This is a genomic window from Marinagarivorans algicola (assembly GCF_001292705.1).
Lineage (GTDB): Bacteria > Pseudomonadota > Gammaproteobacteria > Pseudomonadales > Cellvibrionaceae > Marinagarivorans > Marinagarivorans algicola.
The window spans coordinates 1-1,764 of record NZ_LGAK01000096.1 but is presented as its reverse complement, the minus strand read 5'-3'; the positions used below and the strand labels follow the sequence as shown (position 1 = coordinate 1,764).

Here is a 1,764-nt window from a genome sequence, read left to right as displayed (position 1 = left end):
CTCAAGCGATGCCAGCGTTTTTGGGCTGACTGCATGAGTTTAAATGCCATAGCTAATGTTGTGGCGCGGCTTCCACAATTTTTTGTTTTGTTCGTTCGTAAGCGCACCGAGGCAAATACTGACTCTATAGGGTTGGTCGTCCTGATGTGCCCCCAATGCTCCGCAGGAAAATCATAAAACGCCAGCATTTCTTCGCGGCTCTTATTGAGACACTCCATCGCTTTAGGGTATTTTGCCTCGAACCTTTCCAGGCAAGCATCGAAGGCCGTATTAGCTTGCGCTTTAGTCTCGGCCATCCATATATCTTGTAGGGCTTCTTTGACTTTCGGCTGCATCGATTTGGGTAGTTTATTCAGCACGTTAGCCGTCTTGTGTACCCAGCAGCGTTGCTGCTTCGTGCCTGGCCAGTACTTTGTTAACGCTTTCCAAAAACCTAATGCTCCGTCGCCCACCCCTAATTCTGGTGCGATCGATAAGCCTTGTTGGCCAAGTTGCTGTAGCAGCTCGGTCCAGCTTGCTTCAGATTCTCTGTAACCATCGGTGAGACCTATAATCTCTTTACGGCCGCTACTATCGGAACCCATAATGACCAACAGGCACAATTTGTCGTCTTGGCGGACATTGCAGTAAACACCGTCAGCCCAGATGTAAATGTAGCGCTTGTTCGACAAATCTCTTTTTCGCCATTTGTGATAATCATCTTCCCAGGTGCTTTTTAAACGGCTGATGGTATTGGCCGACAATCCACTTGCCTCGGCACCGAGCAAGCTTTGTAGAGCCTCCTGGAAATCGCCTGTCGACACACCCTTGAGGTAAAGCCACGGCAGCAATTCCTCGATGGACTGAGCGCGTTTCAAGTAAGGTGGCACCAACTTGCTATTAAACTTTATGCCACTACCGCTACGATCACGCACCTTGGGAACTTTCACTTCAATATCCCCCAGGCCAGTCTGCACGCTGCGCTCTGGGAGGTATCCATTGCGGACCACCGCTTGGCGGCCGTTTTCTGTTTGCCGATAGCTGTAGGTGTCCAATAATTCCTGCAGCTCAGCTTCGACGGCTTGCGCTAAGAGTCTTTGGGCTCCCGTTTTTAATATCTCTGCCAGTGCATCTTTTACTGGCTCATGTAATTGAATGACTTTATCATCGGTCATGTGGCGTACTCTTCGTTGGTTACTGATCTGCCAGGATCTTTCCAACAAGATACGTCACCTCGTTAATTCGTCATACACCAGAAATCACCATACCTCAGGTAAAATGCGTAATCGGATTATTTCCACGATTTAAAGTACCCATATTTATGGACTCAGTCACATGCGTGAATGTTCCGTCTCCATTCGGCCTAACAATTAGCTCATAACGACCATAGCGATTAGAAAATGTTCTTTGAAACCAGCTTTCTCTTCTTGAAACTTGACTTGTAAATTTCAAATTATTTTCATTACCTGGCCCATTTCTATGAAAAGCAGTTTCACCTTCAGAGACTTTCTTGAGCCCAAATTCACCTGCATTTTGAATTTCGTCGGTAGTCAGGTCATTTCTTCCGTATAAACCTTGCTCTTTAAAAAACGCATCATTTTCGGCATTTCGGGAAAAGTGTTTATCAGCGGCGCTTTGCCCGCTCCCTCGACACATTTGCCCAGAGCATCCCTTTTGTGCAGCTTCAGCACCAGCACTTGCCAACTGATTCACTAAAAAAGCCAAAGATGCCGTTTGAGCGCCATTTGCAAACTTCCCTCCCGTTACCTTACTCACCGTTCCCCC

The 1,764-nt window shown here is 47.3% G+C and carries 2 protein-coding genes; both read right to left on the bottom strand.

The genetic code is table 11. The annotated features are described in order from the left end of the window. Window positions 1-1,154, bottom strand: a 1,154-nt coding sequence (locus AC438_RS16295; protein ID WP_053982319.1) for an IS256 family transposase, incomplete at its 3' end; no start/stop codon positions are given. 94 nt (window positions 1,155-1,248) lie between these two features. Then, window positions 1,249-1,764: hypothetical protein (locus AC438_RS16290; RefSeq protein WP_053982318.1), on the bottom strand; the 516-nt coding region annotated here is incomplete at its 5' end.